Genomic DNA, 14,290 nt, shown 5'->3' on the forward strand with positions numbered 1-14,290 from the left:
GTGTGGTTGAGCGCATACACGCGCACATCCCAGCTGGCTTCGACCGGCTTGACCGCGGGTGCCGGAGGGCTCACCGGGGATAACAGGGTGACGCTTTGTCCTGCCTGGGCAAACGCCAGCGCCGTGGTTTTCGCGATGGCGCCATTGCCGACGATGCAAACGTCGCTGTGGCTGTGCATGAAGCGCCGCATGGTAGGGGGAGTGGGACTGTTCATGCGGCCATTATAGCGTTTGCCCCACCCTTTTCAGATAGTCCGGAAGTACAGGACACGTGCCCCAGATCAAGCGGTGCCATGAAAGACGGGCAGCACATGGTCCGCGATCTCCTGCATCGTCTCGGCCAGCGGGCGGCGGTTCTGCCGCAGCTGCAAGCCGATATGCCGCACGCCGGCCGCGCGCATGGCGTGCAGCTCCGCGATCAGGCCCTCACGCCCCGTGCGTCCGCCGAAGCGGAAGCGCTGCAGCGGCAGGTTCAGATCCTCGTCCAGGTCCAGGTGGATGAAGCTGACATACGGCTTGTCATCGCCGGCCACGGCGCGCCATTGCGCCGAGCGCCGCGCATGGTCGTCCGGCGTGCCAGGATAGGCGAGCCAGCCATCCATCTGCGCGCCGATCCACGCGGGCGACTGCTGCGCCAGCCCCGCCACCAGCAGGGGCAAGGGCGCGGCTGGCTTGGGCAGCAAACGGACGCCTGGCGGCAGACGCGTCTCGCCCCAGTCGCGCAGCATGGCGACCTGCTCGCGGAAGGCGGCGCCGCGCCCGTCGAAATCGCGGCCGAACACGGGATACTCGACGGGCCGGTCACCGCTGGCCACGCCCAATAGCAAACGTCCGCCGCTCAACTGGTCCACGCTGGCCGCCGCTTTTAGCGTCAGCACGGGCTCGCGCAGCGGCAGCACCACGGCGGCCGTGCCCAGCAAGATGTTCTCCGTGATGCCGGCCAGGTAGCCCAGGTAGGTAAACACCTCGAAGACCTGGGCCGCGTCGCCGAACGACGGGTCGTACAGGGGCACGTCGCGCAGCCACAGGGCCCTGAAACCGAGGCGGTCGGCCAGCTTTGCCAGCGCCGCATGCTGTTTCAGGTCCGGTTCGCCCGGCACGCGGCCGGAGACCGCATTCGCCTGGCGCCCCATGGACGACCAGTCATTATCGAGCGGCAGTTCCAGGCCGATACTGAAACCGCCCTGCCCCAGCTTTGTCATGGCGCCCATCTCAATCCCACTGCGGCGCCAGGCCGTCCGGGTTGGCCAGGCGTTCGCCCCGTTCCAGGGCCGCCATCTGCGCCATCTCGTCCGGCGACAGGGTGATGCGCTGGAAATGCAGGTTCGCTTCCAGGTTGGCACGTTTCGTCGACGAGGGGATCACGGCAAAGCCCTGCTGCAGCGACCAGCTCAAGGCCACTTGCGCCGGCGTCACGCCGTGCTTCGCGGCGATGGCGGCGATCACGGGGTCCGCCATCACCTTGCCATACGCGAGCGGCATGTAGGCCGTGATGTGGATGCCCTGGCTGCCCACAAAATCGATGACCTTGCGGTTTTGCAGGAACGGATGGATCTCGATCTGCTGCGTGGCGATTTCCGCCGCACCCACCGTATCGATGGCTTGCTGCAGCTGCGCATTCGTAAAATTCGATACGCCGATGGCCTTGGTCAGCCCCTGCGCCTTGGCCTCCGCCAGCGCCGCCATGTATTCGGCCACGGGAATCGCGTCCTGCGGCGACGGCCAGTGGATCAGCGTTAAATCCAGCTGCTCCAGCTGCAGCTTGTGCAGGCTGTCTTTCAAGCTGGGAATGAGTTTGTCGCGCCGCAAGCTCTCGATCCAGATCTTGGTGGTGACGAACAGCTCGTCGCGCGGGACTGGGCTGGCAGCGATGGCCTGGCCCACTTCGGCTTCATTGCCGTAGATTTGCGCCGTGTCGATATGGCGGTAGCCGACGTCCAGGCCCGTGGCGACGGAATCGATGACGACCTGTCCCTGCAGGCGGAAAGTGCCCAGGCCGATTTCAGGGATGGCTGTGTGATGGGTGGTGGCGTTCATGCGGTAATCCTCTCAAGTCAGTAACGATGACCACACTATGCGCCCATCCTTTGTTGAGAAAAATACCGTTTATATCAAATCATATTTGACCCGCAAGCAAGTAAGGTGTTGCCTATGCAGAAAATCGGGGAAAAGTCACAGCCGGCTCTTGCATTCCCGTTTTGGTCTGCTATAATTCGCCACCTTGGCCTGGTAGCTCAGTCGGTAGAGCAGAGGATTGAAAATCCTTGTGTCGGTGGTTCGATTCCGCCCCGGGCCACCAAGAATTCGTTTTACATTCAAAAACGCCACCTTCGGGTGGCGTTTTTGAATGTGGCGCCGTGTATGCGCCACAAACAAAAACGGGCCGCTTCCGGCCCGCAATTACTCCCCGGCGCCGTCAGCGCCGGGCAAGCCCCCTCTTACCACATCAAATCATCGGGAATCTGGAACGCCGCATACGGATCGTCCTCGTCCACTTCCGTGCTGGCCTGCTTGACGCGCACGACGATGGCGGGGTCGCGTTCTGCAATCTTGTCGGCGATGATGCGCGGCACCAGTTCCACGGCGCCGCCCAGGCAGATGATGACCAGGCGGCCCGCCACCAGGTGGGCTTGCACGGCGGCCGTCACGTAGATGCGCTCGATCTTGTTGTTGAACGTGAAGTTATACGGCACGTCGCCGTTGTTGCCCTTGCTCTGGCGGTTCTTTTGCACCATTTGCGCGATCTGCGCCACGATGGCCTTCTGGTTGGCGGCCGCGTCGCGCTGGGCGTTCAGTTCGCGCGCGCGTTCCGCGTTCTTGCGCTGGGTCTCGAGCGCGGCCAGGCGCACTTCGTCGACGCTTTGCGTGCCGCTCTTGCGCTCGTCCTTTTTTTGCTTGCTCTTGTCCTGGTTGGCCAGTTTGACCTTCTTCTTGTCGACCAGGCCGGCCTTTAAAAACTGCTCTTGCAACGAGACCATAACTACTCCGTATTGAGGGTGCGCCGGCCAAGGCAGCGGCATCGGCCGGTGGAAAGTCGCTAGCATAGCAAAAAACAGGGGGGCTGCCGCCGCAAGATGGCTACCCGGGGCAGCCGGCAGGTTCCTGGCGCCGGCCAGTAACAAAAAGACACACTCGATTGCAAATTTTGTTGATAAATGTCATATAGTTAGTTACGTTCTGCATATCGGCATTGCCTGCCGGTTGCACGTCCCCTTCCACTGACTGCGTCTACAAGGATTTGCCATGAAACAATTATTCGCCCTCTGCATCGCCGCCGCGTTTGCCAGTACCGCCTTTGCCGCCGCGCCGGAAGCGGCGCCCGCCGCCAAGACGGCCCAACAGTCAAAAATGACGACCTGCAATGCGGACGCCGCCGGCAAGAAAGGCGATGAGCGCAAGGCGTTCATGAAGGAATGCCTGAGCGCCAAGCCGGCGCCGGCCATGACGCAGCAAAACAAGATGAAGGCATGCAATGTCGACGCCAAGGACATGAAGGGCGATGCCCGCAAGGCATTCATGAAGGAATGCCTGAGCGCGCCGAAAAAATAAGCGCCTCGTCTGCTTGCCCCACAACGCCAGCATCATGCTGGCGTTTTTTTTCACGGCGATGCGTAGCCCTGCATGAGCCGGTCAAGGAAAACAAACAGCTTGCCATTCATGGCCTGCCAGTCGTGGGCGCGCAGGGTCGCTGGCTGCTGCACGAAGCGGTGCGACTCCAGCGTGGCCAGTTCCGTTTCTGAAGCGGCGATCAGCAGGTCGACCACCTCCGGCGTGAACTCCATATGGCACTGGAATCCGTACACCAGATTGCCGTATTCGACGATCTGGCGGGGGCAGCCTTCGCTGTGGGCGATGACCTTCGCGCTGTCAGTCAGGCCCGGCATGTCGCTATGCCAATGCCCGGTCTCCAGGACATCGCCGAAATGGGCGAACTTGTCGTTCGCCTGTCCTTCTCGCGTCAGCATGATGGGGAACTTGCCGATCTCCTTTTCAGGGCTGTGCGCATGGCGCGCTCCCAGGGCCGCGCCGATCAGCTGCGCCCCCAGGCAGACGCCGACGACCGCCTTGCCCGCCGCGGCACATGCGGCGATCAAGGCCTGTTCGGCGGCGGCGTCGAAATGCGGGCATTCCTCGCGTGTCGTCGACGGCGACTGCGGTCCGCCCATGACGACCAGCAGGTCGATGTCCGCGATGGACGGGGGCAGCGGTTCATGGGCGTGGACGCGTGAATACGTGGCCGCGTAGCCGCGCTCGCGTAGCCATGTCTCGTAGGCGCCAGGCGCCTCGAACGCTTCATGCACGATGAAATGGACTTTCATGATGTTCCCTTTCTGTGGCTAGGAATTAAAAAACTATGGCCGGCCCAGCACCTGGGCCAGCACGCCGGCGAACGACTGCGCACGCGCTGCGTCCATGGTCGATACGGTGATCCGCAATCCCTGCGCCGGCGCCTGCACACCGAAGGCTTCGCCGCCGCGGACCAGCCAGCCATGCCGGGCCAGCGCCAGCACGGCCGCCTGGCTGCCGCCCGGCAGCGGCAGCCACAGGCTCAGTCCATCGGCAGGACTGGCGCAGACCAGGCCTTGCGCCGCCAGCGCATCGGCCAGGATGCTGCGGCGGCGCGCATAGTCGGCACGGGCCAGGGCCACCTGCGCCAGCACGTCCGGTGACGACAGGCAGGCGCTCACGGCATCCTGCAGGAGATGGCTGACCCAGTTCGTGCCGGGCGCCAGGCGCAGGCGCAGGCGCTGGGCGGTCTGCCCGTCGCTGGCGACAACGGCCAGGCGCAGGTCGGGGCCGAAGATCTTCGATACCGAACGGATCAGCGCCCAGCGCCGGGCAGCATGGGGAATCACGTCCTGGTAGCTGGCGACGGACAGCAGCGAGAAATGGTCGTCGATGATGACCAGCACGTGCGGGTAAGCGGCCAGCACCGCCCGCAGTTGGTCCGCGCGCGCAGCGCTCAGGCTGCATCCGGTCGGATTGTGCGCACGCGGCGTCACGATGACGGCTTGCGCGCCTTGCGCCAGCACCCGTTCCAGCGCCTCGGCCTGCATGCCCTCGGCATCGACAGCCACGCCAACGGCGTGCAGCCCGGCGATGCGCAAGGTGTTGATGCTGCTGACGAAGCACGGGTCTTCCACTGCCACCTTGTCGCCCGCGACCAGATACGCGGCCAGCAGGCGCTCCACCGCATCGACCGCCCCATTCGTCAGGGTGATGTCGTGGCCCTCAGGGCAATCGCCGGCCATCCAGCGCCGCGCCAGGGCTTCCAGCTCCGGATCCAGCGTGGCTTCGCCATACAGGCGCGGGCGGTATGGCTTGCGCGCCAGGGCCGCGCCGACATCGGGCAGCCAGGCAAGATTAGGATTGCCGCCGCCCAGGTCGGCCAGCGGCGAGCCGGGCAGCAGGCCTTCCTGCTCGCCGGGATCGCGCTGTGCGCGGATGGCCGTGCCCAATCGCCCTTGCGTGACCGCGATCCCGGCCGTCGCCAGGCGCTTGTACGCCAGCGACACGGTATTGCGGTTGACGCCCAAGGTCGCGGCCAGCTCGCGCACGGTCGGCAATTCCTGGCCCGGCGCCAGTTCGCCCGCCTGCGTCAGAGCACGGATGCTGTCGAACAGCTCCGCAGCGGTTTTCCCTGCAATCTTCATGATAGTCTCAGACATGATATATTTTGGCATAGGACAATCATACATCACTGCGGCGACTCCTGCCGCTCATAAGGCTGACACAAGGCTGACACATGAACAATGACACTCCCCTGCTCACTGCGACCATGCACGCGCAGCATGGGCGCTGGCCGCAAGCCGTGTCGGTGGACGACTTCCGCCGCAATCTGGCCGCCGTGCACGCGCGCATGGCCGCCGCATGCCAGCGGGTCGGCCGCGATCCGGCCGGCGTGCGCCTGCTGCCCGTCAGCAAGACCAAGCCCGAGGCGAGCCTGCGCCTGGCCTACGCCGCGGGTTGCCGCCTGCTGGGAGAAAACAAGCCGCAGGAGGCAGGCCGCAAGTGGGAAGCGATGGCGGACCTGGGCGACCTGCAATGGTCGGTGATCGGCCATTTGCAGACCAACAAGGCCAAGCTGGTGGCGCGCTTTGCCAGCGAATTCCAGGCTCTCGACAGCCTGCGCGTGGCCGAGGCGCTGGAACGGCGCCTGCAAGCAGCAGGACGGGGGCTCGATGTGTTCGTGCAAGTGAACACCTCGGGAGAAGCCAGCAAGTACGGCTTGCCGCCGGACGAGGTGGCCGCTTTCCTGCGCGCGCTGCCCGCCTTCCCCGCGCTGCGGGTACGCGGACTCATGACATTGGCGCTGTTGTCGGCGGAAGCCGTGCGCGTGCGCCGCTGCTTCGTGCTGCTGCGCACGCTGCGCGACCGGCTGCGCCAGGATGTTCCCGATGGCATCGGCCTAGACGAGCTGTCGATGGGCATGTCCGGCGACTATGAAATCGCCATTGAAGAAGGCGCTACCGTCGTGCGGGTCGGCCAGGCCATCTTCGGCGCACGGGACACGCCAGATAGCCACTACTGGCCCACGGCGGAAAAGGAATAGACGGCCCGATGCGCCCTGCGGGTAGTCGTGCAGTCAATCATATCGAATGATCAAGATGACATGCAGAACGATACCGCGTAATATTTTTACCATACTGCTCAGCTCGGCAGCACAGCTCCTTGGGGAAAGGACGGCAGCGTGGCCGCGTCAAACGATCTCGCGCACTGGCGCGGACAGATTTTTGCGCGCCTGCTGCAGGCGGTGCTGCTGCTTGGCATCGTCACTGCCATTCCCAGCGCCCTGCTGGCGGCGCGCGAAGCTATCTGGTCCATAGTCGCCCTCGACGTGCTGGCCATCGGCTGGGTCGGCCTCATCTGGCATCTGCGCGCCATGCCCTACCGCTGGCGCGTGTGGCAATTCCTGATCGTCGCCTACCTGGTGGGCGTGGGCCTGCTGCTGAAAATCGGCCCCGTCAGCCAGATCTACATGATGCTCATGCCCGTGCTGGCGGCCCTGCTGCTGGGGATGCGGCCAGCCTTGTCGACCCTGGCCCTGACTTCGCTGACCATTTTTTTCCTCGGCCTGCATCCCGACGTGGAGCTGCAATTGCGCGGCGTGCCCGACTCCCCCGTGCTGCGCGCGCTGATCGTGGCCCTGAACTTCCTGTTCATCGCCGCCGTGCTGACCCTCTCCTGCGCTTTTCTGCTACGCCACCTGGAACGCAGCAGCCAGGCACTGTCGCAGCTGAACGCCGATCTGCGCCTGACGGCCACGGCGCTTGCCCGCCTGAACGACATGGTGATGCTCGCCGAAGTGGCCGATGCCCCGCCAGGCGCGGGTGCGGCGCCGGCCACGCGCATCATCTTCGTCAACGACGCCTTCGAGCGCAGCAGCGGCTATGCGCGCGCCGAGGTGCTGGGCCGCAGCCTGCTGTTCCAGCAAGGCCCCGCCACCGATGCGGGCGAACTGGCGCGCATCGCCGCCGCCATGGCCCGCGCCCAGCCGGCACGCGCGGAATTGCTCAATTACAACAAGGCTGGCAAGGCGTACTGGGTCGAAGCGGAACTGGTGCCGTTCACGGATGCGGACGGCAGGCAGACGCACTGGGTGGCCGTCGAGCGCGAAATCGACGAGCGCAAGAAATCGGAAGCGGACATCCACCGCCTGGCCTTCTACGACGTGCTCACGGGCCTGCCCAACCGGCGCCTGCTGATGGACCGCATCGGCCACCTGCTGGCCGCCGCGCCGCGCGGCCATACCATTAGTGCGCTGATGTTCATCGACCTCGACCACTTCAAGCACATCAACGACGCGCGCGGCCACGCCACCGGCGACGCGCTGCTGCGCCTGGCCGGCGAACGGCTGGCGCAGCTGATGCGCAAGGCCGACACGGTGGCGCGCATCGGCGGCGACGAATTCGTCGTGCTGCTGGCGCACCTGGCCGATGACCTGCACAACGCCGCCCGTGCGGCGGCCCAGGTGGCCGAGAAAATCCGTGCCGCCATCGCGCGCGACTTCGAGATCGAAGGGCAGTCCTATCATTGCAGCGCCAGCATCGGCGTGACCCTGCTGCCGAAAGCGGGCCAGCAGGCGCACGACCTGCTGCGCGAAGCGGACATCGCCATGTACCGCGCCAAAGCGGAAGGACGCAACGGCATCGCCTTCTTTGAAGCGGCCATGCAGGCGGGCGTGGAACGCCGCCTGACCCTGGAAAGGACACTCGCGCGCGCCCTCGATGCCGGTGAATTATGCATGCACGTGCAGCCGCAGGTCGACCGCCACGGCCGGGTGACGGGCGCCGAACTGCTGATGCGCTGGCCGCAGGCGGACGGCGGCCATATCGCTCCCGCCATCTTCATCCCCATCGCCGAGGAATCGGGGCTGATCGTCAAGCTGGGCCACTGGGCCCTGCGCGAAGCGTGCCGCGCCGCCGCCATGCTGGCGCGGGCCGGATCGCCCGTCGCCCTGTCCGTGAATGTGAGTCCGGCCCAGTTTCGCCAGCCCGATTTTGCCGCCCGCGTGCAGGCCGCGCTGGCCGAACACGGCACGCCGGCCGACGCCCTGATCCTGGAACTGACGGAAGGCTTGCTGATCGACCAGCGCGACGCCTCGCTGGCGCGCATGCGCGAACTGGCGGCCCTCGGCATCCGCTTTTCCATCGACGATTTCGGCACAGGCTATTCCAGCCTCGCCTACCTGACGTCGATGCCGCTGTACGAACTCAAGATCGACAAGCGCTTCATCGACGACACGCCGCACGATGCGCGCGACACGGCCATCGTGCAAGCGATCCTGGCCATGGCGCGCCACCTGGGCTTGCGCGTCGTGGCCGAAGGCGTGGAAACGCAGGAGCAGGCCGACTTCCTGATCGCCCACGATTGCGACGGCTTGCAGGGCTACCTGTATGCGCGGCCGATGCCGCTCGATGACTTTCTCGCCTGGCTGGCCCAGCGCCAAGCTTAGCTTTCCGACATTTCCTGCACGAAACTCCTCCGCTAGAATACCGGCCTCATAGCCTGTACCTTCACCATCCCCTTTGATTAAAGTGATCCCCGATGCGTCTGGTTCTTCCCCTGCTGCTCACCCTGATAGCCGCCCTGCCCGCCGCGCATGCGGCCCCATCCACCACCACCCCCACGCCGATCACGCTGGACCAGGCCATGGCCGACCCCGACTGGATCGGCACGCCCGTCGAAGCGGCATGGTGGGGCTGGAATGGCCAGCTCTACTACAAGCAAAAACGCCTCGGCTCGCCCCTGCGCGACACGTATCAATTGCCAGGCGCAAACGCCAAACTGAATAGCGGCAAGAAGGTCGACGATGCGCAGCTGGCCAATCTCGATGGCCAGCAGATGGTCGTCAACCGCTCCGGCACGCGCGCCATCCTGCTGCGCAACGGCGACTTGTTCGAGCGCGACCTGAAAAGCGGCGCCTTGACGCAAATCACGCGCGGCGTCACGGCCATCAGCGACCCGCAATATTCCGCCGACGGCGCCGCCGTGCAATACCGCAGCGGCACCGACTGGTTCAGCTGGAGCCGCGCGGAGCGCCTGAGCGCCCCCGTCGCCCTGCTGCGCGCCGCCAAGGACCCGGACGCCACGCCGGAAGCGGACGCCCTGCGCGACCTGCAGCTGCGCCTGATCGTCAACCTGGCGCGCCAGAAGCAAGACCGCGACGCGAGCCGCGAACGCCGCCATGAAGAGCGCCGCCTGGACGCCACGCGCGCGCCGGAACCGATCTACCTAGGCGACAAAGTCACCATTTCCGGCAGCGCCCTGTCGCCGGACGGCCGCTGGCTGCTGTTCGTCACGCAAGACAAGGCGGCCGAAAAGGGCAAGCTGGGCAAGCTGGCCCGCTACGTGACGGAAACGGGCTACCCGGACGTCGATGACGAGCGCACGCGCGTGGGCCGCAACATGCCGATCGCGCAAAGCCTGAAACTGGCCGACCTGCGCACGGGCCATGTGCGCGAGATCGCCTTTGACAGCCTGCCCGGCATCGCCACCGACCCGCTGGCCAGTCTGCGCGCCGAACAGAAGCTGCCGCCCCTGAAGGGCAACCGCGCCGTGCGCATCGACGCCCAGCGCGACGGCATCGCCTGGACCGATGACGGCAGCAAGGTGGCCGTGCGCATCCGCGCCGTCGACAACAAGGATGGCTGGCTCGCCAACGTCGACCTGGCCAACGCCGCCCTCGTGCCCGTGCACCGCATCAGCGACACGGCCTGGGTCAACCGCCGCGCCGACGAATTCGGCTGGCTGCCCGACAACACCACGCTGTGGTATCTGTCCGAGGAAAGCGGCTACGCCCACCTGTACACGAAGACGGGCGCGGCCCCGGCGCGCGCGCTGACCAGCGGCCAGTGGGAAGTGAGCGCCGTCGAATGGAGCCGCGACGGCAAGCATGCCTATTTCATGTGCAACCGGCAGGCGCCCGGCACGTATGAAGTGTGCGCCAGCACTGCCAGCGAAGGCGGCGCGCGCGAAGTGACGAATTTGAAAGGCGTGGAAAACTTCGGCCTGTCGCCCGATAACGGCAAGCTGCTGCTGCGCTATTCGACCAGCTATATGCCGGCCCAGCTGGCGACGGTTGCCGTCGCGGGCGGCAAGGCAAATATCCTGACCGATACGCGCAGCGACGCCTTCAAGGCGCGCAACTGGGTCATGCCGGAACTGGTGCAAGTACCGTCCACGCATGGCGCGGCGCCGATCTGGGCCAAGCTGTACCGCCCGGCGCAGCTGGAAGCGGGCAAGCGCTATCCGATCGTCATGTTCGCGCACGGTGCCGGCTACCTGCAAAACGTGACCCAGCGCTATCCCGTCTACTTCCGCGAACAGATGTTCCACAACCTGCTGGTCGAGCAAGGCTATATCGTGCTCGACGTCGACTACCGCGCCTCGCTCGGTTACGGCAGCGCCTGGCGCACGGCCATCTACCGCCAGATGGGCCACCCGGAACTGGAAGATTTTGTCGACGGCGCCACCTGGCTGGCGCAGCAGCACCAGGGCGACATCCGGAACGTGGGCATCTATGGCGGCAGCTATGGCGGCTTCATGAGCCTGATGGCCCTGATGCGCGCGCCGGAAATCTTCAAGTCCGGCGCCGCCCTGCGTCCCGTGACGGACTGGACCACGTACAACCACGAGTACACGGCGAATATCCTGAACACGCCGGACATCGATCCGCAAGCCTATAAAATCTCGTCGCCGATCGAATACGCAGACAAGCTGACGGGCAACCTCCTGATCGCCCACGGCATGATCGACGACAACGTGTTTTACCAGGATTCCGTGCGCCTGTCGCAGCGCCTGATCGAACTGAAAAAGGATAACTGGGAAATGGCCAGCTACCCCATGGAGCGCCACGGCTTCGTGCAGCCGGAAGCGTGGTATGACGAGTACCGCCGGATTTATCAGTTGTTCCAGAGAACATTGAAATAAACCCCGATGCCCGCTTGATGCGGGCATTTTTCATGGACTCATTCAGTCAAACGGCACGGGCCGTGGCGTCGTGTCCGACGATGGTGGCAGGATCGGCAGCACGAGGTGCGGCTGCTTGCCCGTCAACGTCTTCAGGAAGGCCACCAGCTTGGCGTTTTCATCGGGCGTGAAGGTGCGGCCCAGCTGCAGGCGGCCCATCACGTCGACGGCTTGCGTCAACGTCGCCGCTTCGCCATCGTGGAAATAGGGATACGTCAGTTCCACGTTGCGCAAGGTCGGCACCTTGAAGTTGAAGCGGTCCGCATCCTTGCCCGTCACGGCCGAGCGTCCCTGCGCCGTCATCGCCGTTTTATACGGTTCCACCACGCCCATCTTCTGGAAGGTGTTGCCGCCCACGGCGGGGCCGTTATGACAGGCGATGCAGCCGCTCGATTTGAACAGCTGGTAGCCGGCCAGTTCGTCCTTCGTCAACGCGCTCTTCTTGCCCGACAGCCATTGATCGAAACGGGAACCTGGCGTCACCAGCACCTCTTCAAAGGCGGCGATGGCGCGCGTGACTTGCTCGATGGTCAGCTTATCCTGGCCAAACACTTGCCGGAACTCCGCGCGGTAGGCGGGAATCGAGGCCAGCACGTCGATGGCCAGCTCGTGCGTAAAAGCCATTTCGCCGGGATTGGCGATGGGACCGCCCGCCTGCTCCTGCAAATCCTTGGCCCGGCCATCCCAGAATTGCGCCACGTTCATGCTGGAATTGAGCACCGTGGGCGAATTGATGGGCCCGCGCTGCCAGTTGTGGCCGATCGAGGTCTTGATATTGTCCGTGCCGCCCATGCTCAGGTTGTGGCAGCTATTGCAGGAAATAAAGCCCGAGCGCGACAGGCGGGGATCGAAAAACAGCTTCTTGCCCAATTCGACCATGGCCGGATTGGCGATCTTGGCGGCAGTGATGGGCTGGATCGGCTCCTTGTCGGCGGCATGCAGAACGCCGCCAAGGGCCAGGCTGGTGATGAAGAGAAAGGGTGAGAGGGTGCGGCGCATAATCTAACTCCTGGAAGCATTCCCGAATCGGCGGCGCGCGCCGGCGCGGGAATGCAGCGCACCGGCCCGGTTGCCACCCGTACATCGCTGGTTGGATGTTGATTTATATTAACTTTGACTAGTTAATAAGGAAAATGACCAGGGTCAAGGTTCTCGCCAAGTGCGAATCGCGCTTGCCATTTACGCAAGCGTGGCACATGATAAAGGCATGCACACACCTACCTACTCCCTGCTGCGCGCCGCGTGCGCCAGCTTCCTGCTGCTGGCCGCCAGCGCCTGCGGCAGCGCCCCCACGCAAGATGATGCGCCGCCCGCCCCCGGCAATGCCGGCTTGCTGGCGCAAATCCAGGCGGAAGTGGGCGTAGCCGCCTGCGATTCCACCCAGCAATGCCAGACCATCGCCATCGGCGCCAAGGCTTGCGGCGGCCCCGAGCGCTACCTGGCCTGGTCCAGCAAGGGCAATGACGGCAAGAAACTCAAGGCACTGGCCCAGGCACAAGCCGAGGCGAGCCGCAAACAGCAGCAAGCGGACGGCATGATGTCGACCTGCTCCATCGTCACGGACCCGGGCGCCACCTGCGAGGCGGGGCGCTGCGTGCTGCAAAAGAGCGCCCTGGGCGGCAGCGCCGCCATGTAAACAAAGCCGCTGGATCAGCGGCTTGAATGCTTCTGCAACACGTCAGGACTGCAATTGCAAGGTCTTGACGATCTTGCTCTCCACCTTTTCGCCCGCCCCCGCGGTGGCATTCTTGCTCTCCTTGCGCAGCAACAATAAATGGTCGCCGCTGACGCCATACTGGCGCGTCTCGTCCGACTTCTGGGTAAAGCTGACGACGACAAAGGCGCGCCCGCTCACGTCAAAGTGGAAATGGCTGGCCAGCGGCGTGCCGTCCGCGGCGATCCATACCTCGATGCCGCCTTCGAACTTCTTCACATACTTGCGGTCTTTCTCAGGCACCTTGTCAAGCGACAAGGTAAAGCTGAGCAAACGCGCCGGCTTGCCCTTGTAGCTATCCATCTTTTCGCTGCTGAACACGGCTTCCTCGATCTCGCGCGACAGGGCATCGGCCGCCGACACCATGGAGCGCAGCTCCGTCGCCTTCAGTTCCCCCAGCGCAAAGCCGATCGGCGTCTTGACCTTCGGATCCTTCACCCTGGCGCGCTGCTCAGCCTCCACTTTCGCCAGCAAGTCCTTGCCGTAAAGCACCTGCAAGCCCGCCGGCCCGCCCTCGACAGTGACAGTCGCCTGGCCGCTATCCTCTTCCGCCGCCTTGCCCTCACCCTCGCGACGCCAGGATTTCGATTCGACCTGCGCCTTGATGGGCATCTGGCCCTGCAAGCGCGCCAGCGCCGCATTCAAATCAGCGAGCCCGTCGGCCCGCGCCGTGCCGCACAACAAGCCAAACAAGCCCGCCACCGCCAGGCCTTGCACTCCAATACATCGCTGCATCGCCACATCCCTTCAGTTCATACAAGGATGCCAAAACACTATGTTTTGGCCATCTGTTGCATTTGAACACAGCTAGCTCTGGTCAGGTGGAAAGTCTTTCTGCTATAATTCGCCGCCTTGGCCTGGTAGCTCAGTCGGTAGAGCAGAGGATTGAAAATCCTTGTGTCGGTGGTTCGATTCCGCCCCGGGCCACCAAGAATTCAGCAGTGCATAGCAAAAAGCCAACCTTCGGGTTGGCTTTTTTGTTTCTCTTTGCCAAACCCTCCCCCACCACCCCGCTATGTACGCAAACGTACGGACTGCGGCCGCCCAAGAGCACATGCTGCAGGCAGACCACACCCCCTTCCCGCCGCCAGCGTCCTGCGCGAC

Annotated in this window: 12 protein-coding genes, 2 tRNA genes and 1 pseudogene; 7 read left to right on the top strand and 8 right to left on the bottom strand. The window is 64.5% G+C overall.

The window, feature by feature from the left end:
* The 3 genes and pseudogenes from CSQ92_RS27100 to dkgB form a co-directional block, all read right to left on the bottom strand.
* Window positions 1–215 (bottom strand): annotated as a pseudogene (locus tag CSQ92_RS27100) (oxygenase); the annotation flags it as partial.
* Between the two features lie 66 nt (window positions 216–281).
* Window positions 282–1,211, bottom strand: coding sequence for an LLM class oxidoreductase (locus CSQ92_RS27105; protein ID WP_099395881.1), 930 nt, complete (start codon window positions 1,209–1,211; stop codon window positions 282–284).
* A gap of 1 nt (window position 1,212) precedes the next feature.
* Window positions 1,213–2,037, bottom strand: a complete 825-nt coding sequence (gene dkgB, locus CSQ92_RS27110) for a 2,5-didehydrogluconate reductase DkgB (protein ID WP_099395882.1) — start codon at window positions 2,035–2,037, stop codon at window positions 1,213–1,215.
* Window positions 2,038–2,223: 186 nt separating this feature from the next.
* Between dkgB and CSQ92_RS27115 the strand changes: the two genes are divergently transcribed.
* Window positions 2,224–2,299, top strand: a tRNA-Phe gene (locus CSQ92_RS27115).
* A gap of 139 nt (window positions 2,300–2,438) precedes the next feature.
* On the opposite strand, the gene CSQ92_RS27120 is transcribed toward CSQ92_RS27115, so the two are convergent.
* Window positions 2,439–2,978 carry a DUF2058 domain-containing protein gene (locus tag CSQ92_RS27120; protein ID WP_034784389.1) on the bottom strand — a complete coding sequence of 180 codons (540 nt, stop codon included), beginning with the start codon at window positions 2,976–2,978 and terminating at the stop codon, window positions 2,439–2,441.
* Window positions 2,979–3,243: 265 nt separating this feature from the next.
* Here CSQ92_RS27120 and CSQ92_RS27125 point away from each other — a divergent pair, with 265 nt between their 5' ends.
* On the top strand, window positions 3,244–3,549 hold the full coding sequence (locus CSQ92_RS27125; RefSeq protein WP_034784390.1) for a PsiF family protein: 306 nt from the start codon (window positions 3,244–3,246) through the stop codon (window positions 3,547–3,549).
* Window positions 3,550–3,599: 50 nt separating this feature from the next.
* On the opposite strand, the gene CSQ92_RS27130 is transcribed toward CSQ92_RS27125, so the two are convergent.
* Together CSQ92_RS27130 and ptsJ are read right to left on the bottom strand one after the other, a co-directional pair.
* Window positions 3,600–4,319, bottom strand: coding sequence for a glutamine amidotransferase-related protein (locus tag CSQ92_RS27130; RefSeq protein WP_099395883.1), 720 nt, complete (start codon window positions 4,317–4,319; stop codon window positions 3,600–3,602).
* Between the two features lie 33 nt (window positions 4,320–4,352).
* Complete coding sequence (gene ptsJ / locus CSQ92_RS27135) at window positions 4,353–5,654, bottom strand: MocR-like B6 salvage transcription factor PtsJ (protein WP_099395884.1); 1,302 nt, start codon at window positions 5,652–5,654, stop codon at window positions 4,353–4,355.
* Between the two features lie 92 nt (window positions 5,655–5,746).
* Between ptsJ and CSQ92_RS27140 the strand changes: the two genes are divergently transcribed.
* From CSQ92_RS27140 to CSQ92_RS27150, 3 genes are all read left to right on the top strand, one after another.
* Window positions 5,747–6,553: a YggS family pyridoxal phosphate-dependent enzyme gene (locus CSQ92_RS27140; protein WP_099389953.1), complete on the top strand. Its 807-nt coding sequence runs from the start codon at window positions 5,747–5,749 to the stop codon at window positions 6,551–6,553.
* A 138-nt stretch (window positions 6,554–6,691) separates the two neighbouring features.
* A complete protein-coding gene (locus CSQ92_RS27145) occupies window positions 6,692–8,956 on the top strand; it encodes a putative bifunctional diguanylate cyclase/phosphodiesterase (protein ID WP_099395885.1) in 2,265 nt (754 codons plus the stop codon).
* 92 nt (window positions 8,957–9,048) lie between these two features.
* Window positions 9,049–11,433 (top strand): S9 family peptidase, encoded by a 2,385-nt coding sequence (locus tag CSQ92_RS27150; protein WP_099395886.1) that lies wholly within the window; start codon window positions 9,049–9,051, stop codon window positions 11,431–11,433.
* A 42-nt stretch (window positions 11,434–11,475) separates the two neighbouring features.
* On the opposite strand, the gene CSQ92_RS27155 is transcribed toward CSQ92_RS27150, so the two are convergent.
* Window positions 11,476–12,471 (bottom strand): cytochrome-c peroxidase, encoded by a 996-nt coding sequence (locus CSQ92_RS27155; protein ID WP_070259844.1) that lies wholly within the window; start codon window positions 12,469–12,471, stop codon window positions 11,476–11,478.
* 208 nt (window positions 12,472–12,679) lie between these two features.
* Between CSQ92_RS27155 and CSQ92_RS27160 the strand changes: the two genes are divergently transcribed.
* Window positions 12,680–13,108, top strand: a complete 429-nt coding sequence (locus CSQ92_RS27160; RefSeq protein ID WP_070259846.1) for a hypothetical protein — start codon at window positions 12,680–12,682, stop codon at window positions 13,106–13,108.
* 42 nt (window positions 13,109–13,150) lie between these two features.
* On the opposite strand, the gene CSQ92_RS27165 is transcribed toward CSQ92_RS27160, so the two are convergent.
* On the bottom strand, window positions 13,151–13,921 hold the full coding sequence (locus CSQ92_RS27165; RefSeq protein ID WP_257219376.1) for a hypothetical protein: 771 nt from the start codon (window positions 13,919–13,921) through the stop codon (window positions 13,151–13,153).
* A 119-nt stretch (window positions 13,922–14,040) separates the two neighbouring features.
* Here CSQ92_RS27165 and CSQ92_RS27170 point away from each other — a divergent pair.
* A tRNA-Phe gene (locus CSQ92_RS27170) sits at window positions 14,041–14,116 on the top strand.
* The last annotated feature ends 174 nt before the right edge of the window (window positions 14,117–14,290 follow it).

It is taken from the genome of Janthinobacterium sp. BJB446, assembly GCF_002735655.1.
Lineage (GTDB): Bacteria > Pseudomonadota > Gammaproteobacteria > Burkholderiales > Burkholderiaceae_D > Janthinobacterium > Janthinobacterium lividum.